This window comes from Alkaliphilus metalliredigens QYMF (assembly GCF_000016985.1).
Lineage (GTDB): Bacteria > Bacillota > Clostridia > Peptostreptococcales > Natronincolaceae > Alkaliphilus_A > Alkaliphilus_A metalliredigens.
Genome location: NC_009633.1, coordinates 3,347,084 through 3,364,561 on the forward strand (window position 1 = coordinate 3,347,084; position 17,478 = coordinate 3,364,561).

17 protein-coding genes, 1 tRNA gene and 1 pseudogene are annotated in these 17,478 nt (G+C 36.1%); all 19 read right to left on the reverse strand.

Going from position 1 to position 17,478, the window contains the following annotated elements:
• Positions 1-58: 58 nt before the first annotated feature.
• The 19 genes and pseudogenes from AMET_RS16195 to AMET_RS16285 all read right to left on the reverse strand — a co-directional run bounded on the left by AMET_RS16195 (position 59) and on the right by AMET_RS16285 (position 17,446).
• The gene (locus AMET_RS16195) at positions 59-1,273 is read right to left on the reverse strand and encodes a (Fe-S)-binding protein (RefSeq protein WP_012064394.1); all 1,215 of its coding nucleotides are present in this window, start codon (positions 1,271-1,273) and stop codon (positions 59-61) included.
• A 288-nt stretch (positions 1,274-1,561) separates the two neighbouring features.
• Positions 1,562-2,053 (reverse strand): rhodanese-like domain-containing protein, encoded by a 492-nt coding sequence (locus AMET_RS16200; protein ID WP_012064395.1) that lies wholly within the window; start codon positions 2,051-2,053, stop codon positions 1,562-1,564.
• Positions 2,054-2,522: 469 nt separating this feature from the next.
• The gene (locus tag AMET_RS16205) at positions 2,523-3,308 is read right to left on the reverse strand and encodes a type I restriction endonuclease (RefSeq protein ID WP_012064396.1); all 786 of its coding nucleotides are present in this window, start codon (positions 3,306-3,308) and stop codon (positions 2,523-2,525) included.
• A 20-nt stretch (positions 3,309-3,328) separates the two neighbouring features.
• Positions 3,329-4,336 carry a virulence RhuM family protein gene (locus tag AMET_RS16210; RefSeq protein ID WP_012064397.1) on the reverse strand — a complete coding sequence of 336 codons (1,008 nt, stop codon included), beginning with the start codon at positions 4,334-4,336 and terminating at the stop codon, positions 3,329-3,331.
• Between the two features lie 23 nt (positions 4,337-4,359).
• Entirely contained in the window at positions 4,360-4,563 is a 204-nt protein-coding gene (locus AMET_RS16215; RefSeq protein WP_012064398.1) for a hypothetical protein, read from the reverse strand.
• On the reverse strand, positions 4,560-4,922 hold the full coding sequence (locus tag AMET_RS16220; protein WP_049765296.1) for a restriction endonuclease subunit S domain-containing protein: 363 nt from the start codon (positions 4,920-4,922) through the stop codon (positions 4,560-4,562). The genes AMET_RS16215 and AMET_RS16220 overlap by 4 nt, the downstream gene beginning before the upstream one ends.
• Before the next feature lie 235 nt (positions 4,923-5,157).
• On the reverse strand, positions 5,158-5,823 hold the full coding sequence (locus AMET_RS26305; protein WP_049765297.1) for a restriction endonuclease subunit S: 666 nt from the start codon (positions 5,821-5,823) through the stop codon (positions 5,158-5,160).
• Positions 5,813-7,092 (reverse strand): annotated as a pseudogene (locus AMET_RS27395) (N-6 DNA methylase). The gene AMET_RS26305 and the pseudogene AMET_RS27395 overlap by 11 nt, the downstream one beginning before the upstream one ends.
• Positions 7,093-7,716: 624 nt before the next feature.
• Complete coding sequence (locus AMET_RS16235) at positions 7,717-8,355, reverse strand: potassium channel family protein (protein WP_012064399.1); 639 nt, start codon at positions 8,353-8,355, stop codon at positions 7,717-7,719.
• A complete protein-coding gene (locus AMET_RS16240; protein WP_012064400.1) occupies positions 8,352-8,813 on the reverse strand; it encodes a hypothetical protein in 462 nt (153 codons plus the stop codon). The genes AMET_RS16235 and AMET_RS16240 overlap by 4 nt, the downstream gene beginning before the upstream one ends.
• Positions 8,814-9,509: a response regulator gene (locus tag AMET_RS16245; protein WP_012064401.1), complete on the reverse strand. Its 696-nt coding sequence runs from the start codon at positions 9,507-9,509 to the stop codon at positions 8,814-8,816.
• Complete coding sequence (locus tag AMET_RS16250; protein WP_012064402.1) at positions 9,509-10,894, reverse strand: sensor histidine kinase; 1,386 nt, start codon at positions 10,892-10,894, stop codon at positions 9,509-9,511. The genes AMET_RS16245 and AMET_RS16250 overlap by 1 nt, the downstream gene beginning before the upstream one ends.
• A gap of 73 nt (positions 10,895-10,967) precedes the next feature.
• Positions 10,968-11,630: a potassium channel family protein gene (locus AMET_RS16255; protein WP_012064403.1), complete on the reverse strand. Its 663-nt coding sequence runs from the start codon at positions 11,628-11,630 to the stop codon at positions 10,968-10,970.
• 25 nt (positions 11,631-11,655) lie between these two features.
• The gene (locus AMET_RS16260; protein WP_012064404.1) at positions 11,656-13,008 is read right to left on the reverse strand and encodes a TrkH family potassium uptake protein; all 1,353 of its coding nucleotides are present in this window, start codon (positions 13,006-13,008) and stop codon (positions 11,656-11,658) included.
• Complete coding sequence (locus AMET_RS16265; RefSeq protein ID WP_041720943.1) at positions 12,980-13,489, reverse strand: hypothetical protein; 510 nt, start codon at positions 13,487-13,489, stop codon at positions 12,980-12,982. Before AMET_RS16265 ends, AMET_RS16260 begins: the two co-directional genes overlap by 29 nt.
• A gap of 655 nt (positions 13,490-14,144) precedes the next feature.
• Positions 14,145-14,339, reverse strand: a complete 195-nt coding sequence (locus AMET_RS16270) for a hypothetical protein (protein ID WP_041720945.1) — start codon at positions 14,337-14,339, stop codon at positions 14,145-14,147.
• Positions 14,340-15,016: 677 nt separating this feature from the next.
• A tRNA-Thr gene (locus AMET_RS16275) sits at positions 15,017-15,091 on the reverse strand.
• 320 nt (positions 15,092-15,411) lie between these two features.
• Positions 15,412-16,728 (reverse strand): Na+/H+ antiporter family protein, encoded by a 1,317-nt coding sequence (locus tag AMET_RS16280; protein WP_012064406.1) that lies wholly within the window; start codon positions 16,726-16,728, stop codon positions 15,412-15,414.
• Positions 16,729-16,951: 223 nt separating this feature from the next.
• Complete coding sequence (locus AMET_RS16285) at positions 16,952-17,446, reverse strand: PspC domain-containing protein (protein WP_012064407.1); 495 nt, start codon at positions 17,444-17,446, stop codon at positions 16,952-16,954.
• Positions 17,447-17,478: the final 32 nt, after the last annotated feature.

Genomic DNA, 17,478 nt, shown 5'->3' on the forward strand with positions numbered 1-17,478 from the left:
TGCCTACTTTCCTTGGAGTTACTTTCATCCTCTTAATATACTATCTTTAATCAATCTCTCATTTGGAATGTCCCCCAGGTGCTCCCTCATAGGTTTTTTCAATACATTTTTTAGATTTATATCGATTCTTCCAGTTGGTGAAAGGTCTATGGGGTTTGATGTCAAAGGAACTGCTACTGGTATAGGTCTCTCCAAATACTAGATCCCAAAGATGGAGAGCCTTTTTTCCTCCAATCAGCATGGCATCCCGGCAAGAAGCACAGTAAACTACCATGTGTTGAGATGATGCTTGGGAGGCACGCTCTGTCATTACCTGCTGAGCCAGAGGAAAGTTTGCAGCCCCTACCATTCCTCCCATTCCACAGCAGGTAGTGTTTTCTTTGGATTTTTCTAGTTCTTCCACTTCATATCCTAGTTGGTCCATGATCCAGCGAACCCCAGTATGAATCTCTGGGACAGAGCGTGTTGGACAGGAATCATGAATTGCAAAGGTCAGGTCACTTTCCTTGCCCACACCTAGTGCTCCTTCCGGCAGTCCAATCTCCGGCAAAAGACTCCAAAGGGAAACCACCCTTTGATTAGGGCTATATTCACCCACCATATTATAGCAATTTTGACAGGCAACAATCACTTCATCTGCTTCTATTTCATCAAACTCAGCCTGTAGGCTCCCATACCTTTCATGAAACAGTTCTTCCTGCCCCAATAAGTAGGTTGGTTTACCACAGCACTTTAAAACAGATGACATACCAGACAGTTTATCTTGTAAATGCACTAATATAGATTCAACCAACTCTGGTTTATAGGAAGGCAAGCTACAGCCCGGCATAAAGACCCGCTTAACTTGTTTCTCTTCCTTAGGCCTCTTATTTACTTTGCTTTCTTTAGTAGTATTAAACATTTTAGCGAAACTTAATGTTTGATGCATTTCTATACCTTTATGTCCTTTCAGCGGTGATTTGCCTTTGTTCTCCTCTACGATGTCTTTTCTCATATGCAAAAAGGCTTCTTTTAAATCTAAGTCCTTAGGACACACTAAAGTACAGTCACTGCACATATTACAGGAGTAAGGGATTATAGGGTCTATATGATCAGCTTCCAAAAAACGATCAAATAATTCCTTTGGAGCACTGGTGAATTCATTTAGCATTTTACATTGCTTCATACACAGTTTACAGATATCCTTCCCATCATCACTAGTTCTTCCTATACACTGCTCAGAAATAAATTGCATTTTTTTTACTGTTTCTGAAGAACAGTTATTTTTTTTCATGATTTTCCCCTATCCAGTTTGTAGTTAATTTAACACCCAATAAAAGTATAGGCTTTACTATCCTTTAGGTCAATTAAAGTAACATTCGAATTTTTTATAGCATATGGTCTATGTATAGATTATTGATATACACTCTTAATTTGTTTAAGTTCAATCACAAAAACATTCCAGCTACTACTCTATTTTCGAGGGTTAGAGACGTTCTAAAAGTAAAAACAGCTACCCAGCTATAGAGATAGGTAACTGTTTTGTATGATAGTGCTAATAAAAGATCGTTATTTATATCAATTACTCTAAAAGCTCTTTATAGTCGTCTCCGCCTTCTTCCCAAGCTGTCATACCGCCTTCTACTGTATAGATTTGATCTTTTGAAATTCCCATCTCTATCATTAGATCTGTTGCTTTCTGTGCATATGATTTACCAGAATAACAAACTAAGGCATATTTATCTTCAGCATTACCAACTTCACTTCCTGTTGCCTCTTGAAGTGTGTTTTTTAAATTTGCTATCCCTGTTGCATCATCTCCACCTTTATTGGCAGCGTCTTGATCTGAAGTATAAGCACCAGCTATATGGCTTGTGTTATAATCTTCTACTTTTCTTACATCTAGAATAATGTAATCATCTGATCCTGATTCTATAGATGTTTTTAATTCTTCTACTCCCATATATTGCATTGGATTTTCATTTGTTCCTGTCTCTTGTGCTTGTCCACATGCTACTAATACTAATGATAATATCAGTAGAATAGGAATTAATTTTAGTGATTTGTTTTTCATCTTTTCATTCCCCCATAAAATATTTTCCTTACCATGTACATGATACACTAAGGTATATCTAATAACCAATAGATATTATCTATATATTTTATCCATCATATTGGAACTTTTAATAACTCAACTTTCCCACCTTAAATCAACAAACGATAAAAATCGTCGCCACGAGAAAGGTTCTTGCCTTGAAAGACTAAAAGAATCAAAAAACGGAAAACCTTAAAAACTGATGAGCCTTGAGTTTTGCAAATCCCAGATTTTCTAAGCAGTTGAGCAATTTTTCATGTTTTCAAAGAGTGTAGTAAAGCATTTTTAGTCTTTTTACATGAGTCATAATGATCAATTATTGTGGTATGCACCTCTCTTATCTGGATTTTTAAAATGTTTTCTTGGTAGTTACATTTTATTAGATTGAGGTGCCTTTTAGTGTCTATACACATATTAATTTCGTAGAAACGTTTGATTTCACAGTACTTTAAGCCCCGTTTAGGGGTGGGAAAGTTGAGTTAGAGATAATATCTAATATTCTTTCCTTTGCCAGCATCCCTTTAAATAGGGTTTCATATTGAGGCATGGTTAGGGGAGCGATATTGACACCATCTTCACTTCTCCAGTTCATATACCACTCAAGATTAGAAGAAAATGTTCCTGTTTTAGCATTAATGCCATCAGAAAGAATGCATAGGGCATTGTAGTTAAATAAGCCCTCGATATCTTTTTTATAGGTTTGAATTTGGTTATAGGCACTTTCAATCCCTACGTTTTCATCGGAGGCAGATTTGAGCTCTACCACCACCAGGGGGAGTCCGTTAATAAATAAAATGAGGTCTGGTCTTCTGTTTTCAATCCCCTGTATGGTGAGTTGGTTTACCACTAAAAAGTGATTTTTATCTTTGTTTTTAAAATCAATTAAAAAGGCTCTCTTTGTTCTAATGAGATCCTTCTCCTTAAAGCTTACTTCAATTCCCTCCGTCAGAAGCCTATGAAAATATCTGTTGTTCTCCACCAAGGAAGGATTGCTAAAAGTAATCACCTGTCTAAAGGCATCCTCCAAGGCTTCCCTTGGAATGTCTTTGTTGATTCTAAATAGGGCTTCCCTTACCCTATATTCTAAGATCACTTCTTTATAATCGTTACGCTCTGGGGCCTCTCCATCATGGGCAATGTCAGGTCTCAAACGATATTCATAGCCAAGTTCCCCTAGTATCTCTATGGCTGCTTCCTCTAGCAAATCCTCCGTGAAGGTTTCATGTAAACTCAAAGAATCCCCTTCCCTTTTGTTTATTTCTTTTTCAACTTCTTTATCTGCTTTTCTGTATGTTCAATAGTATCTAAAAAGTGTTTCTCCACTGTAGATAATCTATCCTTTGTTTTTTCTTTATATTTTTCATATTCTAATTGAGCTTTTTCTCTAGCTTGTTCATAACTTACTTTCCCTGCATGTTCTAAAATTTCATTATCTGTCATTTTAAGAAAGTCATCCAATTTTTCAATCCAATTTTCCATATACATCGGCCTCTTTCTTAAAGCTTGTAACTCTGCAAATTCTAAATAAGCCGTGACGATACGGTTCAAAATATTAATCTCATCTTCATTCAAGTAGTTTTTAGCTGTTATTACCTCAGCTTTAGTAGGTTGATTTCCCTTATAATTAGTCATTCCCATAAATGGTTTTTCTGCATCTACCCTTTGATAAATAACTTCAGTTGCTGTATGTCCATGGGCTGCCCAATGCATTTTATTTTGTATCGTTTTAAAAAACAACACTGAAGTTTCAGCCTTTGGTTCATAATCAATGCTGGAGGCATAAATATCCAATACCTTTCTCCAGAAAACTTTTTCAGATGAACGAATATCCCGAATTCTTTCCAGTAACTCATCGAAGTAATTTCCTCCGCCGGCATTCTTCAAAAGTTCATCATTCATGGTGAACCCTTTTATTAAATACTCCCTTAATCTTTGTGTAGCCCATATTCTAAATTGCGTTCCTCGATGAGATTTCACTCGATACCCTACTGAGATGATAACATCAAGATTGTAATACTTTACTTTATATTCCTTGTCATCTATAGCAGTTGTTCGGAATTCCCGAACAACTGATTCTTGATGCAGTTCACCTTCTCTAAATATATTTGATATATGTTCACTAATAGTGGATTTCCCTTTTTGAAATAATTCGCACATCTGAGCTTGGGTTAGCCATACTGTCTCTTCATTCATGGAGACTTCAATTTTCGTTTTTCCATCTTCAGTTTGAAACATTAATATTTCTGAGTTTTCTTTTTTCACATAATCCCTCCTTACTAAAAAAGCTATTTAAACAGCTTCTTTAGTAGTTTAAACACATCAAAGAATGTTTTGTTATACACTTTGTTATAGGCATATTTCTTCGGGTCCCTTACCCATCCATATCCCTTAGGCATCTTGATTCCTGCCCGATGGACCACTTGCCTTTTAAGACTTGTTCTAGCGGAGATTCGTTTCTTTAGGCTAGGTATCCTAAATCCAAACTTCATGATGCATCACCTTCTGACTCAAGGGGTGCTCTGATTTCTCCTGACATGAGTTTGGGTAGTAGGGTATCACGAATATTCAAGAGAGACGTGTTCTCCTTAATAGATTTTTCAAAACTTTTTAATATTGGTAAAACAATTTTAGAAAATTGATCGAGAATTGGGTCAATAGGTAGTACAATTACATAGCCACTAATATCATTCCAATTAGTCCTTGGCATTCTAGTTCCCGTAGATACCGATGTAGCAAAGTCAACTATTTCTTTAGAAAATAATTTCATAACTAAATACGAGTAATACTTTTCTATCTTTGTTTCTACTACTAAAATATCTGTAGAGCATACTCCATCAACAGGAGCCACACTAACTTTATGAAAATAAGGCCGTAACTTCCCAAATAATATATCACCAGTATTAAATCTATATTTATTACTTCCAATTTCTGATGCTATTTCCCATGAATCAAGTGCTAATTTTTTGCGTGGAATGTGTTCTAATCCAATATAGTTTTCACTTTTACAAATATTATCGGCTTTAACCGCTATTTTTTATTTATTGCAATATCACTAATGCAGCCAACTTCCCATCCCTTAGGAATCATCCCAAGCTCACTTCCAACCATTTCTCCACCGCTAGATTTGTAAGGTTCTCCCTCTTCATTAGGAAATTCAAAGTTACAAACCATTGTTTGAAGATGGCCTGTACCATGGTTTCAAGGTTTTTGTTGATTTGGTTGTTGACTTCGATTTTTTCGTCTAGGGTGGTGAGGATGTGGGCGATGGATTTTTGTAATGGTTTGTTAGGTATTTCATATTTAAAACTTTTGATATCTTTTTGCGTAATACTAGCCTGATTTGCACTCCCTTGGGCTGTTCCAATAATGTATTCTTTAAAATCATTACTTTTAAGTAAATAATACAAATAGTTTTGAACAACTTTTTCATTACCCCTTAAACGTACAGCATTTTGGTTTAGTAAACTATTATTCAATTCATCGGGTACCTTAACTACTTTTCCTACTACTGAAGTTGGATTAGTAGGCCATGACCCAACAGTTGTAATAATAATATCATCTTTTACCAATGAGTATTTATTGTAATTTTGAGCCTGGCCTTCATCTATATTAACACACTCGTTCGCATTTACTGAATCATCAGTTAGGTTCGATACTTTAACTAATTTTGTTCCTTTATCAATAAAATCTTTTGACTTAAAAGCAAATCCTTTTTGAAACGTTGCTACCTCTTCCAAGCTATATCCCATACCCAATCCCCCCAAGATTCTTTCTAATTTCCTCCTCTAGGTGGCGAGACTTGGCAAAGAGTTCTGCTAATTCACTGGTCATGTTATTCATCTTTTCTTCAAAGGGGATTCCATCACCTTCAACATCTTCTATCCCCACATATCGTCCAGGGGTAAGGACATATTCATGCGCTCTAATTTCTTCTATTGTAGCGGATTTACAAAAGCCTTTTATATCCTTGTAGCCATCATAGGTTTCCTTGTCTTCAGCCACAAGTAACATATGCTCTTCATTCTGTAATTCTCCATTCAAAGTACTCGATTCCCCACTATCCAAGTTTCGCCACTGATGATAGACTTCCGTAATTTTTTCAACATCTTCATTTAAGAGTTCTCTATGTCTTCTATCCACCATGGTGCCAAGGTGTCTAGCATCAATAAATAGCACTTCTTCTGCTCTACTTCTATGCTTTATATCTCCCTTTTTATTTCGATTTAATATCCAAAGAGATACAGGAATACCTGTGGAAAGAAAAGCTTATCAGGCATAGCTACGATACAATCGACTAAATCCTCTTCTAGTAAACTTTTTCTAATTTGTCCTTCATTAGAGGTATTGGAGCTTAGGGAACCATTGGCAAGAACAATTCCTGCCACACCATTTGGTGAGAGGTGATAGACCATGTGCTGAAGCCATGCATAGTTGGCATTTCCTGCTGGTGGCGTGCCATAGGTCCATCTTACATCTTCGGTTAAGTGTTCACCGCCCCAATCACTGATATTAAAGGGTGGATTAGCTAGAATATAATCCGCCTTGATGTTTTTGTGAAGGTCATTATGGAAGGTGTCTGCATGTTCTGGCCCAATATTACCATCAAGTCCACGGATGGCTAAGTTCATTTTACACAGCTTCCATGTGGTTGAATTCAGTTCTTCTCCATAAATAGAAAGGTCTGTCAGTTTTCCTTGGTTTTCTTCTACGAACTTTTCACTTTGGACAAACATTCCCCCGGAACCACAGCAAGGATCATAGATGCGACCTTTGAAGGGCTCGATCATTTGAACTAGGGTTTTAACAACAGATGAGGGGGTGTAAAATTCGCCTCCGCCCTTACCTTCTACCGCAGCAAATTTACCGAGAAAATATTCATAGACACGACCGAGTAGATCCTTCTCATCCTTTGTATGTAATTTAATTGTGGAGATGATGTCAATCAGTTCTCCTAATCTTCGCTTATCTAGCTCCGTTCTTGCATATCGTTTTTCCAGGACATTTGAAGAACTTATTATGTTTAGCTTCCATTTGTTCTAAAGTATGTCTGTTTAATAAATTTCCTTCTCTACAGACTGCCTATCAATGGAATCTATCCAGTCATTAGAAACCATTCAAGTCATATTTCGTAAACCGTTCCAGTCACCGGGTCATTCTTTTCAGCCCTTATTTTCAGCTATTCTATTAAGCCCTTACTGGCACAGACTACCTCCTACCTCTCTTAGATTTAATGAAGGTACCGGTAGACTGTGCCAACCAGGACTTATCTGTGGTCCCATCCCTCAACTAACGTTACATAGAGGTAGTTTTACCTAGGGTCTATCTTCAGGGTGAGAAGACTGTTTTCAACACCCTTAATTTTCTACAGTATTAAAAAAGCAAGAGAAGAAAATCACTTCCCTTGCAGATCTATGGTCCTGTGATGTCATCCTCTGGTGTCCATACATTGTAAACCTAACTACCTATTATTATTATAGATGCCACTTAAAAGAAAGGTCTAGAGCAACTCTTCAAAGAGATACTTCAGATAGTATAAAAGGTTTAGTCCATTGACTTTGGCGGATACTAGCCCACTAGCCATTTCTTTAAATCATTTGTTTAGTTTTTTAGCTTCTTCAGATCATTTTTGTGACCAATCACCACTAAGATATCATTTTTTTGATCACATCATTACCTGAAAGCGTTAAATTTATTTTTTCTTCACTTTTGATCGCCATTATATTTACTTGATATTTAGACCTAAAATTCAGATCTATCAGTGTTTTCCCTACCGATTTAGACAACACTTCAACTTCCATAATGCTATATTCAGGTGATAGCTCAAGGTAATCTACTAAGGTATTTGAATTGAGATTATGGGCTAGCCTAACACCCATATCTCTTTGTGGAAAAACAATTCGATCAGCTCCTGTAAGCTCCAACAACCTTGCATGTGCATTGTGTAGGGCTCTAACAATAATGTATTTAGCTCCTAAGTCCTGTAAGGTTTCAGTAATCACTACCGAAGCCTCCACATCAGTTCCAGTGGCTACAATGATCGCATCATATTTTTCGATTTCTAATATTTCTAAATTATTTGAGTTAGTGGCATCTCCGATTACTGCATGCCTAACCTTATCGCATAATTGCTGTATTATCTTTTCATTAATATCAATAATTGTTACGTTACTTCCTCTATTTGATAAAGAGATCGCAATACTTTTGCCAAACCGACCGCAACCTATCACAAGAAAATCCTTCATACTGGTATCCTTTCTAATTTGCTTAATGTTAAGCTTCATTTTTCACTACTTTTTAGTAAATTGGAATAAACAAGCGAAAGTAACTGGTATATAATTAAGATGATTATGCCACCATGGTATCCCTTAACACCAAATATCAAAGCATGTACAAGTAATGGAATAATAAAAAACACATAACCAACCATGTCCAATAGGTCAGTGGACTTCACATTGTCACATGATTTTACTTTATAACCTTGCATGACTTTATAATATACTGATAGAAAAAGATAATAACTAATCAATACAACTCCTATGTTCAAAAGAAAACTATCAATCGATTTAGTTATATCAACTATATATGTTCCAAAAATGTTAAATAGATAGCCTAGAAAAGTTGCCATTATCCCCATTGAAACCAGTTCATTAACTTCTTCTATGAAAGCATTTTTGTTGACATTCTCTTTTTTCTTCATATGCTTTCTGCTCCCCATTAGAATTATTTTATCTATTTTCATCTAATCATTTGCAAAGCGGTAACCAACTCCAACCTCTGTCAAAATAAAACGAGGGGATGCTTTATCCTTCTCGATCTTTCTTCGAAGGTTTGCCATGAAAACACGAATTGACTTTGAATCACCAGTCTCACCGTATCCCCATATTTCCTTTAAAATATAATTGTGGGTGAGGACCTTACCTTTATTGGCCACCAAAAGTAGCAGTAGTTTATATTCAATGGGCGTTACATGAACCTCATTATTGTCAACTAAAACGATCCTCTTTTCATAGTCAATAGTTAAGTAATCCATCTGAAATATCTCAATGTTCTCAGGCTGCATTGCCTTTTTTAGCTTTCGCTGCACAACACGAATACGTGCCATTAACTCTCCCATATGAAAGGGCTTTGTGATATAATCATCTGCCCCTTCATCTAGGGCAGCAATCTTCTCATTCTCCTGGCCTCTAGCAGATACAATTAAGATCGGTACCTGTGAAATCATACGAATTGATTTAATCACGTCGATCCCATCTATATCTGGCAGCCCCAAATCAAGTAATATGATATCCGGATGATGACTATAAAATAGTGACATCCCCTCAAGACCCGTTCTGGCGGTTTCAAAGGCATAACCACTTGTTTTTAAGGAAAGAGAGATGAAGTTTAATATATACTTATCATCTTCAATAATTAATAATTTTAAGTTATCTTCCATTATTCTCCTCCTGTCAGTGGTAGTCTGAAGCTAAATAATGCGCCCCCTTCAGTGGATTTCCCCCCAGTTATAGTTCCTCCGTGGGCCTCTACGATGGCTTTGCATATAGATAACCCTAGTCCCATTCCTCTTTTATTATCTATAATTTTACTAGAAATTGTTACGAAGCTATCAAACAATGAGTTATGAATACTTTCATCAATCCCATCTCCGTTATCTGCCACTTCAAAAACTGCCATATCATCTTCTATATACACATTCACAAATATACTACAATGATCCTCCGTATGCTTAATGGCATTGTCTAATAAATTGATCAGCACTTGAACAATTAGTTTTCCATCAATTAATACTGTCACAATTTCATCAGGCATGGATACAAATATGCTTCTTGTCTTGGCAAAGCTATTGGCATGATTAATTGCCTCAGAAACCACGTCATCAACAACCTCATATTTTTTTTCTATGACCAGCTTCCCTTCGTAAATACGAGTCATGTTTAAAATGTTTTCTACAAGACTATTTAACCAAATGGCTTCTTCATTAATATCAGAAACAAGGCTTTCAATACTAGATTTCTCTAACTGATTTAAGTTTTCAAGTATAACACCACTGGCACCAACAATACCTGTTAATGGCGTTCTAAGATCATGGGATATAGCTCTAAGTAAGTTACTGTGCATTTTTTCTCGTTCCATGGCGATACGAATATTTTCACGTTCATTATAAATAAGCTCTCTATCAAGTGACAGTCCCATTTGAGTCCCAACGGTCTTAATAAGAAGTTCATGTTCAAAGGTAAATCTTTCTTTCGAGTAGGCAACCTGCATGACACCAAGCTGCTTGGTTAGACCTCTTATTGGAATTTCCATCATTTTATCAGTTGTGAATTCTTTGCTTTCATCAACATAGACTTCACCGGGTTCTGATAGTAATACCCTACTGTTGTAGCCGGTATTTTCATAAATATAATTGATGCCCTTCATGATAATATTCTTTTGACCAGTAATATTTACAAAACTTTCTGTGATTCGATATAGAAGCCTTGCAGTATGCTCGTTTTGTTGAGAAATTTGCAATTGTTTTTGAAATCGTTTAGTCATTGTTCCCGATACCAGAGATACACATAAAAATGATACCATTAGTATGACATCATTACTGTCATAAGTGATCAATGTATGGATTGGTACTGTAAAGTAGTAGTTGAATATGAGCACACTTCCGATAGCTGCAAATATGCCGTAAAAATACCCCTTTGTGGTGACAGTTACAATCAATGCTCCAACTAAAAACACCATAATAATACTTTCTTTTCCGATACCAACACTACCTAAAAATAGTGATAAAATGGTGGATATAGCTATAATTAAGGCAAGTTTTATCATATAGATTATGTGAATTTGTTTTTTCTTGTTAATAAGATCACCTCCACTAATCCATTGTATCACAGTCCTTTAGCTAGAATTTCTTTAATAGGTTCATTATGTCTACTCTATTACCTGCAACAATTAAATGTTCTTCTTTTTTAAATACATGGTCTGCACCTGGTAAAGGAAATACTCGATCATTATACTTGGTAGCAAGTACATTAATCTTATATTTAACTCTAACAGCTACCTGAGCAATGGTTTTACCAATCCATGAATTTAAAGGTGGTATTTCAAAAATACAGTACTCAGGTGTTAATTCAACATAATCAAACACATTACCAGCACTCAATCTTACCGCTGCCTTATTTGCACTTTCCTTCTCGGGGTAGACCACTTCATCTGCCCCATTGCGTAAAAGAAATTTTTCATGCATTTCCCTATTGGTCTTTGCAATTACATAAGGTGCTCCTAACTCCTTTAACTGATAAGTTATTTCCATAGAAGATTGAAAGTTAGATCCCATACAAACAAAGCAAATATCGAAGTTCGAAACGCCAAATGAACGCAACACTTCAATATTTGTACAATCACCAATTTGAGCACTTGTCACGATGGGTAATAAATCACTTATTCTTTCTTCTAATTGATCTACAACCATCACTTCATTGCCTAGTTCTGCAAATTTAGTGGCTAAATATCTCCCAAATCTCCCCATTCCTATTATTAATACAGATTTCTTTTTTATATTCATATAGCATTATCCTTTCCTTATATAATTAGCCAATAACGATTTTCTCTAAAGGATTTTTTACAAGCACACTGTTTTTGCTTTCAACAACTGCCATCAATACTGCAAGACTTCCAATTCTACCACAAAACATCAGTACAGTAATAATCAATCTTGATAATACATTTAAGTCTCTAGTTATGCCCGTAGACAATCCCACTGTTCCTGTTGCTGATAGCACTTCAAATGTAATATCACTCAATGCTAATCCAGGTTGAATCAGACTGATGAGTAACATTCCTACACAGGCACCTATTATATACATGGTAATAATACTGTATGCCCGCTTTAATACACTGTCCTCTAACCTGCGGCCAAATATATTCAAGTCTTCTGAGTGTCTAACCAGAGAAATTACAGAAAGAATTGTAATGATAAAAGTTGTGGTTTTAATTCCTCCAGCTGTTGAGCCTGAACTACCACCAATGATCATTAACATCATCGTTAGCAGTTTAGAGCCTTCTGAAAGTGCTGCTGTATCAATGGTATTAAACCCAGCTGTACGTGGCGTAATGGCTTGGAACAACGAGGATAAAACACTTTCTTTTACACCTGTGTCTACTAAGAGGTTATTCCTTTCAAATACGTAAAATGCAATAGCAGAACCAAATATGAGTAAAGCTGTTGTGAATAATACAATTTTAGAGTGTAGCTGATACTTTTTGAATTTATACTTATTTTTATAAATATCTTCCCATACGATAAATCCAATCCCACCAACTACGACTAAAGTCATGATGGTGATGTTAATTACTGCATCACCACTATACCTTGTTAATGATGAATAGGCCTCATACCTTCCCATTAAGTCAAAGCCCGCATTATTAAATGCAGACACTGAATGGAATATCCCGTTAAATATTCCTGGCTTGATACCCATTTCACGGCTAAACTTAATGGCAAGTATGATGGCACCAATGGCTTCAAAAATAAGTGTCCCAACTAATATATGCTTTACTAAACGTACAACCCCACCTATATGAATGGTGTTGACAGATTCTTGAAGAAAGCTTCTCTCTCTAATTCCAATTTTCTTTCGTAGTAACAGTAAAAACATCGTTGCTATAATCATAAATCCTAAACCACCAATTTGGATGAGTACCAATATAACACTCTGCCCGAATATAGAAAAATGGCTATAGGTATCATAAACAACTAGTCCAGTAACGCCAGTTGCAGATGTGGCTGTGAAAAGTGCATTCAGAAATGGTGTCCCGTCCCCACTCCTAGATGCTATCGGCAGTGACAAGAGTATAGCACCTACTAGTATGATTATTAAGAAACCTATGGCACTTAGTTTTGCATAGGTTAAATCAAATCTTGGCTTGATCTTTGACTGCATCTTCTACCCACCCCTTTATTGCACTAAAAAGTCTGTCTATGTTATCGCTATAGAGTAGTACCTCGTCAAAGTTAAATTCATTATATATCTTTAAGTGGCTCTGATTATTACATAATACGATTACACTAGGAATAGAGTAAATCTTAAATGCAACAGAGCTAATCATTAAATTATCCACATCGTTGTAGGACAGTGCTAACAAACATTTATAATTTGACTCGGTATTTATATCATTGATATCAGTTATGAATTCCCACATTTCATTCTGTAAGTCACAATAAGCTTTTACTCGATTACTTAGCTCATTGTCTCCATAAATCAAAATGACTTTTTCTTTCATCTCTCTACTATTTGTATATTCATCAGAGAGATTCTCATTTGCATACTGAGCATGGCTTTCTACAAACGTATCGACTTGATCCATCAAATAATACCCAAACAGTAAAATAAGTATAGCAATTAAAACTACAATAAATGCCAAAGAACTCTCCTCCTTTTGATAGTAGTTTACAGCTATACTTATAAAGTTTGTATTAATATTTGTGAACTGATGTTAATATTGTGTTAAGGCTACATATTAGGATTAGCTTTAACATAATGAAAGCTTGTCTAATCATCTTTATTTTCAATTGGTACTAAGTTCCCCTTTTTGTCTTAAGCTAGCAAATGCAATCTTTCCTGTGTGCCTGAAAACTGTCAAATTGCTTTTGAGTAATGAGAAGTTCTTCGCGTAATACTAAAGGTTCATTGGCAATTCGCCCCTATTTTACATAAATATCAAACACATAAGATATCAGTCCTATAATTTACCAACATATTTTTGATTCATATGCACGTTTGTATATATTCCATATGTGAACTAGAGTCTAAGGAAATCAACGAAAGAACTTCCTTAGAAAGAAAGATTAAAAGAGAAAAAGGACTCTATTCTAGAGGAGCCCATATCCCTATCGTGGTCCAGCTTCAGGATCTTGTCTTTGCCTAACATCTCTACTCTTTCCACAGACTTCCCTTACTTATTATCTATCTTCAGGGTGGGAAGACTGTTTTCAATGCCCTCAGTTTTCTGCAGTATTAAAAAAGCAAGAGAAGAAAATCCCTTCCCTTGCAGATCTATGGTCCTTTGATGCCATCCTCTAGTGTCCATACATCGTAAACCTTACAACCATAATGACAGCAGTGCCTATGTTCATTGTTGGAAAATCAAAAAACATTCCAACAATAGATGAAAGTGTAGCGCCTCCGAGCAATCCGAAGGCAACTCCAAAACCCACATATGAGTTCCTATCATTATTATCTTGTTTTTTATTATTATTATTTTTGTCAGTCATATTCACTCAACTCCTTCTAACCCTTAACTCTTATTACTACACATAATCTATCAAGTACGGCTTTAAATGATGGCGTATCAAAAGTGAAAGAATAAAATTACTTCTCCATTTCTCCCATTACAAGGTAGATAATCCCTACTCCTAATGAAATTACACTTATAATCACCAGTGTGTTATTAGTGTATTCAAGCATCGCATTAAACAATCCACGATTCTATGAGGATACACCTCCATTTTCTTGTTCTAAACTATCGATGTCGCTCAGTCCATCTTCTACACCGTAAATAAGATAGTGAATAACGTCTACTGTTTAACTATTTTAAAGAGAGGCAAAATCAATTTCTCATATTCATTTTACGAGAAAAATACTCAGGGAACATGAAAATCAGCTGATAAACAAAATATCCTCCCTATATGTTTTATAAAAAAATGATTATTGGCTTCTGACTGATGATGGTCTCAAAGAAGTTGAAAAATTTATTTGATATTTTAAAAAAACCATAATTACTGGCTACAGTAACTTGAGAAGACTGCAACCCTGCAGTCTTCTTTATTTATTAAAAATTACATCTAATTACAGAAAAAAATCTAAGTGCACGAAAGTGGCACTATTTTTCATGAAACGGAGAAATGCACCCTCCGGTTCTTCCCAGAGAGTGCATTTTTCAATCTTTTAATGGAGCTGATGAGCGGAATTGAACCGCCGACCTCTTCCTTACCAAGGAAGTGCTCTACCCCTGAGCCACATCAGCATATAAATTATTTTTAAAATCCGACAAAATTAATTATACCCTAAATCTCTGATAATGTAAAGAAAAAAATAATAATTTCACACTTTTTTATTGCCATTAGCTTATTTAACTGGTATTTACCTTTTTACTTGGGTTTAACCTTCAGGAAGTGTACATGATTAATCAAGGATTTGACCTCATATTTCCTCGGCAATGTTAAATTACCCTAATGGCCCTTCGATGGTGAAATGCCCTTCGGTAGAGATTTTAAACTAGCAACCTTACTACCGAAGGGCCTTAACTCTTCTTTTTCCGTCGTTGAATTAATACTAAAAAACATCTTAGAAAATAACGGCACCTACAATACCAAATATAATCAATGGAATATTATAGTGTAGGAAAGTCGGTACGCAGGTATCCCATATGTGATCATGCTTTCCGTCTGCATTTAATCCCGCTGTAGGTCCTAATGTACTGTCTGAAGCAGGTGAACCTGCATCTCCAAGGGCCGCTGCAGTCCCAATTAATAAAATGGTTGCCATGGGGCTAAATCCAATGGAGGCAGCCAGTGGTACATAAATAGCTGCAATGATAGGTATTGTCCCAAAGGAGGTCCCGATACCCATTGTAATAATCAATCCAATTAAAATCATCACTGTTGCTCCAATTAACTGGTTCCCACCTAAAAGACCAGAAACACTATCTACTAAGGTTTCCACTCCCCCAGTTTCTCTGATGACAGCGCCATACCCCGATGCCACCAACATTACAAAGGCAATAAAGCCCATCATTCCAATACCACTATTAACCAATTTATCAATTTCCTTCCACTGGATGGCCTTAAAAGTTAACATAATTGCAATTCCAACCATTGCCCCTAGGGGTAATGAGTCAACCTGAATCTGAATCACCAATGCTGCTACCGCACCGACTAGGGCGGCATAATGCTTTGTCGTTAGTTTTTCTATTGATCCTTCCTGTGCAGCTGCGGTTTCAATGGCCACTAGCTCACGATCGATTTCATATTCTCTAGGCTTTCGATAAGAAAATAATACAGCTACCAATAGCCCTACGATCATGGCAACACCGGGAAGCCACATCACTCGCCAAACCATGCCTGTTGTAATCTCCATCCCATTAGCGTTCATTTGATCTCTAATAATATTATGAAAAATCAGTCCATACCCAAAAGGTAGTGCCACATAGGGTGCCTTTAGGCCAAAGGTAAGGGCGCAGGCAATTCCTCTTCGATCTACCCTTAGTCTGTCCATCAGAGAAAGTAAGGGTGGAATTAAAATAGGTACAAAGGCAATATGTACCGGAATTAAATTTTGTGAAAACGAACTTACGATTGCAATAATCAAAGCTAAAATCATTGCTTTACCTTTAATCCACTTGGCAATATTTTTTGCTAATATTTCCGCTACTCCAGTTGTGTGGATTGCAGCAGCCAATGCTCCCAATAACACATAGCTTAATGCAGTTTCTGCATTACCACCCATGCCTCCCACTAAAATTTTCATCACTTCACTAACAGGAATACTCGCTAGTAACCCACCTGCCAATGCAGCGATGATTAGTGAAAGAATCACGTTGAGCTTCAATAAACATAATACTGTCATAATAATGACGGATAATACCACTGGATTTGTAAACATATGAATCCCTCCTTTAGTTGTCTGTTTATCGTTCTAATGCTTTACCGCACTAAAGTAGTATAAACGAATTATTCTTTCTTGTCTACCTTCTTTCCTAACTTTATCTTTTTAAAATAAAGCCCCAGAAGATAGACTTTTTACAGTTCTATCTTCCAGGGCTTGCTATTTACATAAAGAATGCTCATTACCTTAGTTGACATGAAACCATTTCTTCTCTATCCTGTTAATCATTTGCTTTAAATATCACTGCAAAGCCTGCAACAATAATGAATACAGGCCAAAGAAATCTAAAGTTTAACCAGCGAAAGGGCATAAAGTTATTCAAAAAGTATAACCCTCCTACTACAATTAAAAGGATACCTAGGAAAACAGATGTGTTATCTTTGCCTTCCTCTCTATCATAATAAGGATGCTTTTTTTTGCTACTTTCTTCATATTGTCTATCTTCTTGTCTTTCATAATCATCCTGTGACTCCTGATAATTTCCGCTTGTCTTGGGTCCAACCGTTGGCCCTTGGGAATCATATCCGCTATATCCTCTCTCCGGCATAACGATTGCAGCAATAATATATGCAATAACTCCTGCTCCACCAAAGAAGGTGAAAAGTACCCAGCCTAAACGAACTAATGTTGAATCTAAATCAAAATATTCAGCAATCCCACCACAAACACCAGCAATTTTTTGATCGTAATGTGAGCGATAAAGTCTTTTACCCATTTCAATTCTCCCTTTCTCTATCTAATATTCAA